Source organism: Corynebacterium hiratae, assembly GCF_009708045.1.
In the GTDB taxonomy this organism is placed as follows: domain Bacteria; phylum Actinomycetota; class Actinomycetes; order Mycobacteriales; family Mycobacteriaceae; genus Corynebacterium; species Corynebacterium hiratae.
In genome coordinates, this window is the sequence record NZ_VIOG01000004.1 from 221031 (window position 1) to 228098 (window position 7068).

Annotated in this window: 5 protein-coding genes and 3 pseudogenes; 6 read left to right on the top strand and 2 right to left on the bottom strand. The window is 59.3% G+C overall.

The window, feature by feature from the left end:
- Position 1: 1 nt before the first annotated feature.
- The 4 genes and pseudogenes from FME68_RS05215 (at position 2) to FME68_RS05230 (ending at position 3910) form a co-directional block, all read left to right on the top strand.
- On the top strand, positions 2–1639 hold the full coding sequence (locus FME68_RS05215; protein ID WP_158396449.1) for a DNA repair helicase XPB: 1638 nt from the start codon (positions 2–4) through the stop codon (positions 1637–1639).
- Between the two features lie 4 nt (positions 1640–1643).
- Positions 1644–2282 carry a DUF3239 domain-containing protein gene (locus tag FME68_RS05220; RefSeq protein WP_071406777.1) on the top strand — a complete coding sequence of 213 codons (639 nt, stop codon included), beginning with the start codon at positions 1644–1646 and terminating at the stop codon, positions 2280–2282.
- Positions 2283–3409 (top strand): annotated as a pseudogene (locus tag FME68_RS05225) (aminotransferase class I/II-fold pyridoxal phosphate-dependent enzyme).
- Between the two features lie 18 nt (positions 3410–3427).
- On the top strand, positions 3428–3910 hold the full coding sequence (locus FME68_RS05230; RefSeq protein WP_070701502.1) for a mycothiol transferase: 483 nt from the start codon (positions 3428–3430) through the stop codon (positions 3908–3910).
- 102 nt (positions 3911–4012) lie between these two features.
- On the opposite strand, the gene FME68_RS05235 is transcribed toward FME68_RS05230, so the two are convergent.
- Positions 4013–4624: a TetR/AcrR family transcriptional regulator gene (locus FME68_RS05235; RefSeq protein ID WP_158396451.1), complete on the bottom strand. Its 612-nt coding sequence runs from the start codon at positions 4622–4624 to the stop codon at positions 4013–4015.
- A 180-nt stretch (positions 4625–4804) separates the two neighbouring features.
- Between FME68_RS05235 and FME68_RS05240 the strand changes: the two genes are divergently transcribed.
- The gene (locus tag FME68_RS05240) at positions 4805–5515 is read left to right on the top strand and encodes a GAP family protein (protein WP_158396453.1); all 711 of its coding nucleotides are present in this window, start codon (positions 4805–4807) and stop codon (positions 5513–5515) included.
- A 161-nt stretch (positions 5516–5676) separates the two neighbouring features.
- Positions 5677–6870, top strand: a pseudogene (locus tag FME68_RS05245) (IS3 family transposase).
- Between the two features lie 43 nt (positions 6871–6913).
- On the opposite strand, the pseudogene FME68_RS13030 reads toward FME68_RS05245, so the two are convergent.
- Positions 6914–7068, bottom strand: a pseudogene (locus tag FME68_RS13030) (transposase); the annotation flags it as partial.

The following is a 7068-nucleotide window of genomic DNA, read 5'->3' on the forward strand; positions in this document are numbered from 1 at the left end:
CATGCCCGGACCACTCATCGTCCAATCGGACAAGACCGTCCTCCTCGAGGTGGATCACCCGCAGGCCAGTGAGGCACGCGCAGCCCTCGCGCCTTTTGCCGAGCTGGAGCGCGCGCCCGAGCACATTCACACCTACCGCATCACCCCACTAGCCCTGTGGAATGCCCGCGCCGCCGGGCACGATGCCGAGCAAGTCGTCGACGTTCTGGAGAACTACTCCCGCTTCCCGGTGCCGCAGGCGCTGCTGATCGACGTCGCCGAGACCATGTCGCGCTACGGCCGCGTGCGCCTGCTGGCCCACCCAGCCCACGGTCTCATCCTCGAATCGGACGAGCCCGTCATCCTGGAGGAGCTCACGGGCACCAAGAAAGTCAGCGAGCTTCTGGGCCCGCGCATTGACGACAACACCATCGCCGTACCGCCATCCGCACGCGGGCGGCTGAAACAAGAGCTGCTCAAGGCCAGCTGGCCCGCCGATGACCGCGCCGGCTACGTCGACGGCGAATCCCACCCCATCGCGCTGAGCACGGAGGAGGTGGACTGGGAGCTTCGGGATTATCAGCAGTATGCCGCCGAATCCTTCTGGTCCGGTGGCTCCGGCATCGTGGTCCTGCCCTGTGGCGCGGGCAAAACCATCGTGGGTGCTGCCGCCATGGCCAAAGCACAGGCCACCACGCTCATCCTGGTGACCAACACCGTGGCCGGGCGCCAATGGCGCGATGAACTACTGCGCCGCACCAGCCTCACGCCGGAGGAAATTGGCGAGTACTCGGGTGAGAAGAAGGAGATCAAACCCATCACCATCGCCACCTACCAAGTGGTCACGCGCAAGACCAAGGGCGAATACCGCGCACTCGAGCTCTTCGATTCCCATGACTGGGGCCTTATCATCTACGACGAAGTCCACCTCTTGCCCGCCCCCGTATTCCGCATGACCTCCGACTTGCAATCGCGCCGCCGCTTGGGGCTGACCGCCACGCTCATCCGCGAGGACGGCCGCGAGGGCGATGTCTTTTCGCTCATCGGCCCCAAGCGTTATGACGCGCCGTGGAAAGAACTGGAATCCGCCGGATATATCGCCACCGCGGACTGCGTCGAGGTGCGCGTGGACATGACGCAGGAGGAACGCCTGCTCTATGCCACCGCACAAGCTCGGGAGCGCTATCGGATTGCGGCATCGGCAGGCGCGAAGCTGCGGGCCGTCGACAAGCTGCTGAAGAAACATGCAGGCCAGCAGGCACTGATCATCGGCGCCTACGTGGACCAGCTGGAGGAGCTCGGTGAGCACCTCAACGCACCGGTAATCGACGGCAAGACCTCCACCGCCAAGCGCGAAAAGCTCTTCCAGCAATTCCGCGAGGGCGAGCTTCCCACCCTCGTGGTGTCCAAGGTGGCGAACTTTTCCATCGACCTTCCCGAGGCTGCCCTGGCCATCCAGGTCTCCGGCACCTTTGGTTCCCGCCAGGAAGAGGCGCAGCGCTTGGGCCGCCTGCTGCGCCCGAAGAAGGACGGGCAGGAGGCCACCTTCTACACTCTGGTGGCGCGCGAATCGATCGACGCGGAATACGCCATGCACCGCCAGCGCTTTTTGGCCGAGCAAGGTTATGCCTACCGCCTAGTCGACGAAGTAGACTTGTGAGCTGATGAAGATTTTCAAGTTTGAAGTCAACGAAGACTTTGCCAAGAAGAACAACGAGCTCCTCCGCGATTCCTCGCGCCTGCGCAACTCTGGCCTCGTCATGGGCCTCGTGCTTATTATCGGCGCGATTGCCATCTATTTTGGAATCGACCCCGTCTGGCGCATCACGCTGGCGGTCGGTATGGCGCTCTTCGGCATCTTTTGCGCCGTCATCGGTGTCTTGGCTTCGAGCAAGGTTGGCTCTGCCCAGAAGCTCTACGACTCCTATCCGCTAGCCCCCGCGGTCGTCGCGGAGGTCAACGAGCGCGACATGGTCCTCATGGCTTTGGTAAATACCAATGTTGACCCGAAGGCACCGCCGCGGTGGGGCGCGTGCTTGCGCACGGTCACCAGTATCCCGGGTATCAAGCGCACCGTGGGCACCAAGGTCCCGGTGGCCGCGGTCTCCGGCCAGCGCAGCTCAAGCGATAAAGACCACTGGCAGCAGATCACTCCCATGCCGATTGCCTGGGGCACCCCGGATGCGGAAACCGTGACGATTGCCCGCAAGTCCATTCCGGAGGATCAGTGGCAGCGCCTCGAGCGCGCACGCAAGCGTCTGACCGATGTGAAGGCTACAAAATACGATCTACTGGTGCTCTAAATGACTGTTGAGAGACTACAAGAATTTGGCGAAACCATCTTCGCCACCATGACCGCGCTCGCCGCGGAGAATGACGCGGTAAATCTGGGACAGGGTTTTCCTGATAGCGATGGCCCGCAGCGCATGCTGGAAATTGCCCAGGAGAACATCGCCGGCGGCAACAACCAGTACGCTCCCCTGCGCGGGTCCCAGAGCTGCTCAGCGCCGTCGCGGAGACCTACTCTGTGCCGCAGGATCACGTCGTAGTCACCGCCGGTGCCACCGAGGCCATCACCGCCACGGTGCTTGGCCTAGTGGAGCCCAGCCACGAAGTCATTGTCCTCGAGCCTTACTACGACGCCTACATCGCCGCCATCGCGCTTGCCGACGCCACCCGCGTCCCCGTCCCATTGAAAGAATCCGGGAACAGCTGGGACATCAATGTCGATGCGGTTCGAGCGGCCGTGACGGATAAGACCGCCATGGTCATCATCAACACCCCGCACAACCCGACCGGCTCGGTCTTCTCCCGCGAAGCACTCACCGAGCTCGCCGAGCTCTGCGTGGAGGAGGACCTCCTCGTATTAGCTGACGAGGTCTACGAAAACCTCACCTTCGGCACCGACCACGTCAGCATCGCCTCCCTGCCGGGAATGGCTGAGCGCACCGTCACGGTGTCATCTGCCGCCAAGTCTTTCAACTGCACCGGGTGGAAGACCGGCTGGGCCATTGCGGAGCCAAAGCTTCTCGACGGCGTCATCAAAGCCAAGCAATTCACCACCTTCGTCTCCACCACGCCCTTCCAGCCGGCCGTGGCCCATGCACTGCGCTATGAACAGGAATGGCTGGACGGCATGGTGTCTGAGCTTGCAGAGTGCCGCAGCATCCTTGTAGAAGGCCTCAAGCAGCTTGGCTTCCACGTGCATGACACCGGCGGCACCTACTACGTGGTTGCCGATATCTCCTCTACCGGTTTAAACGGCATCGATTTCTGCATGCAGCTGCCCGAAACAAAGGGCGTAGCCGCCATCCCGCTGGCCGCCTTCACGGACAACCCCGAGCCATGGAAGCACAAGGTGCGCTTCGCCTTCTGCAAGCGCCCCGAGGTCATCCGCGAGGCCGTGCGGCGTCTAACTGCAGAGTCCTAAGAATTCAGGCTCCTGCACATGCCCACCACACCAAAGTCCTATTCCGAGCTGACTGATCAGATCCAGCGCCAACTCGACTCGATCGTCGACATGGCCGTTCAGGTAGATCGCTCAGGCGTGACACACGTTCCCCTTCGTAGTCGCTGGACCGTTGCGGGGCTTCTGAACCATCAGCGGTACGTCATCCGGTTTTGGATCGCAAATGTTGTGGTAGGCGCTGATCTTCCGGTCCCGTGGACCGACGACTCTCCACATGAAGACTGGAACGCGGATCCCGAGGTCACGGTCGAGACCTTCGTCGATGCCCTTCGACAGGAGTGGGAAGATGCCTTGTCTTTGCTTGCAACGTATCCACCGGGAGAGCCTGCATCCCAAGCTGACGAGGACGGCAGGCACCCCACTGTCGACTGGGTGTTGTCCCATCTACTGGCCGAAGTATCCAGGCACGCCGGACACATGGATGCCGTTTGCGAGATACTCGAGCTTTCACCCGTCGATTAACATCCACACGCCGGTGACTGGCACAGTGCCTCCGCGCTGACATGGGTTGGAGGACTTCCTGAGAATGAAGGGGCATGCTGCACCTCCAGCCCTAGTACCGTCCTAGTCTTTAGGAGAACCGGGTTCTACAATCAGCGCGAGTCCCGAAGCAAGGTCTGCCAACAACTGCTTCGCCGAGTCCACAGGAGCATTGAGGTAGTCGATCGTCAGCCCGTTGACCAGTGCAGTGACAAGACGAGCACCTTGCTCAGGAGACAGTCCTCGGGCCAGCTTTCCGAAACGTTGCGCTGCTTCGAGACCTTCAGACACGCGCGCCCGAAACTTCGTCACCTCGGCGTCGTATAAGTCAGCCAGCCATTCGCGCGTCGAGGCAGCAGCTCCCACTATGACCCACACAGCGGAATCCTCGCGCTGGACAGGTCCAATTGGCAAGAGTTCAGCCAGGCGACCGTGGAACGCTACGTGAAAATCCGTCGCATCGGTTTGAGTAAGGGCCCGCGACTCCTGGCGCTGCAACGACCTGAAAAAAGCTTTCGCGATGATGTCGTCCCGTTTACCCATCTGGTACTGGACAGTCCCAGGCGCGACGCCAGCCTCAGTGGCGACGTTGCGCACGCTCAGGGCATCGAGACCCTGGCTGACCATCACTCGAATGGCAGCATCAGCGATCACTGCGGCGGTACCGGTGATGGGTGTGTTGCGATCAACGGACATGGAGCTCCAATCTTGCGTAGCTCAGATGCAATGAGCCATTCATAAGTGTAGTTGCACTCGCGCATTGCGCCTCGTACAATCGTACCAAGCCCGCGATTAATACAAACGTACGACGCTGGATTGAAGCCTCTTGCGAATCTAAGGTCAACTCCCGCAAACACCCGACTACTGGAGAATTCCATGTCAGACTTCCTTCCCCTTGCTGGCCTTGCACTCGTAGATAGTTTGAGTGCAGGAACCCTTGTCATTCCTATTGCACTGATTGTTATCTGGCGACGAGTACGTTTAGGCCTATTGGGCACCTATCTCGCTACGATCGCCACGGCCTACTGCGGCCTTGGTATTGCGCTTCTATTAGGGTTCGATGCGGCAGTATCGAGACTTTCTGGCGTAAGCGAGACTGATTGGTTCCGGTGGGTGACGCTTGTACTGGGCGCGGGGCTTTTCATCTTCGGTGTGTTCTCGCCAAACCCCAAAAAGCCCGCGGCCACGCAGACTACCAACGGCGAGGTGTCGAAGAGTCGGGTTTCTCGCCTTGCACGGGGCGCGTCACTGAGTGCGACCGGCATGGTGGGGCTTGCGCTAGGTGCTGCCGTCGTCGAGGCTGCGACTATGTTGCCTTACCTGGGCGCAATGGGAATTATCCAGTCTATGTCTTTCGGGTTTAGCGGCAAGGTCGCGCTTATTGCGGGTTACTGCATCATCATGGTCCTACCGGCAACTCTTATGGCTGCCATTGCAGGCGCAGCGGGGCCGGCTATTTTTCCTCGTCTGGAGCGCGCCATCCGTCGGCTGGAGTATGAGGCGAAAGTGACGTTGCTGTGGATCGCGGCAATTGTGGGAGTCTACATGGCGGCATCGAGTGCACAAGGGCTCGGATTGATCGGTTGAGTGCCAGGTTGAACGTTGAGCGATAGCGCCGATTGAAGACCCCTTCCTGCAGCGCTAGCCCCCGGCCCGTCATAACGGCGGCCGAGGGCGGACCTGACCCCTGTTTGGTAGACACCTGATATCCAGCCCGGTTGGGTTGGGAAGAAAGGTAATCTACCACCATGCCTAGGTACTCCGAACAGTTCAAACGTGATGCTGTGGCCCTCTACGAAAACAATGAGGACCTCTCACTTCACGCGGCTTCAGTAGAGCTTGGAGTCAATCGTTCCTCACTTTATTCCTGGATCAAGCAGTACGGCACCGGCAAACGCGCCCGCACGAAGACCCTGCGTGACAACGCCCAGGCGACCACTGATTCTGAACGGATCCGCCAGCTAGAAAAAGAGGTCTCTAAGCTGCGCGAAGAACGTGACATCCTGCGCAAGGCCGCGAAGTATTTTGCTTAAAGAGACACGCTGGTAATCCGCTTCCAGTTTGTCTACGACTACCGAACCGAATACTCGGTCAAGCGGATGTGCCACGTGTTAAAGCTCAATCGCTCCTCGTTCTACAAATGGGTCAACACCCGCGAAAAACGCAGGTTAAAGACGTGTTCCGATGCCCTTATTGGTGCACGAATCAAGACCATCTTCGATGATGAGCACGGGCTTTATGGTGCTAAACGCATCGCTGCAAGCCTCAACGACGATACGGACTTTCCCCCGATCAACCACAAGAAGGTCGCACGCATTATGAAATCCATGGGACTGAAAGGCTTTAGTAAACGGCGTCGATGCATCACCACCAGGCGCAAGCCTGGCCACCGAGTCATGCCCGATTTAATAGGCCGCAAATTCACAGCTGACAGGCCAAACCACGTCTACGTAGGCGATATCACCTACCTGCCGTGTAAGGGCGGCAAGAACATGTACCTAGCCACGGTCATCGACGCCTACTCGCGCAAACTCGTCGGCCATGCACTCGCCGATCACATGCGGGTATCACTAGTTATCGAAGCTTTATCTCATGCAAGGAAAGTCCGCGGAAGCCTGAAAGGGGCAATTTTCCATTCCGATCACGGCAGTGTGTACACCTCACAAGCATTTAGGGACCACTGCGCCCAGCTTGGCGTGCGCCAATCCATGGGCGCGGTGGGAACGAGTGCCGATAATGCCCTGGCAGAATCGTTTAACGCCACCCTAAAGCGTGAAGTTCTGCGTGATCGGAAAGTCTTTGACAATCCCATCAGCTGCCGCCAAGAAGTCTTCCGATGGTGCATGCGCTACAACACGCGCAGACGACACTCCTGGTGCAACCTTCTAGCCCCCGATACCTTCGAAGCACTCACATCAACTACACTGACCCAAGCAGCATAGCTAACCCCCGACGTGTCTACTTTCCGGGGGTCAGGCCCGTTCGGTAGTCATAGACAAACTGGAAGCGGATTACCAGCGTGTCTCTTCGGCAAAATACTTCGCGGCCTTACGCAGGATGTCACGTTCTTCACGAAGCTTAGAGACTTCTTTTTCTAGCTGGCGGATCCGTTCAGAATCAGTCGTCGCCTGGGCGTTGTC

What these genes read in the sequence shown, in the direction of transcription:
- FME68_RS05235 (WP_158396451.1), bottom strand. Translation starts at nt 4,624, where the DNA reads ATGTCCGTTGATCGCAACACACCCATCACCGGTACCGCCGCAGTGATC.
- FME68_RS05215 (WP_158396449.1), top strand. Translation starts at nt 2, where the DNA reads ATGCCCGGACCACTCATCGTCCAATCGGACAAGACCGTCCTCCTCGAG.
- FME68_RS05220 (WP_071406777.1), top strand. Translation starts at nt 1,644, where the DNA reads ATGAAGATTTTCAAGTTTGAAGTCAACGAAGACTTTGCCAAGAAGAAC.
- FME68_RS05230 (WP_070701502.1), top strand. Translation starts at nt 3,428, where the DNA reads ATGCCCACCACACCAAAGTCCTATTCCGAGCTGACTGATCAGATCCAG.
- FME68_RS05240 (WP_158396453.1), top strand. Translation starts at nt 4,805, where the DNA reads ATGTCAGACTTCCTTCCCCTTGCTGGCCTTGCACTCGTAGATAGTTTG.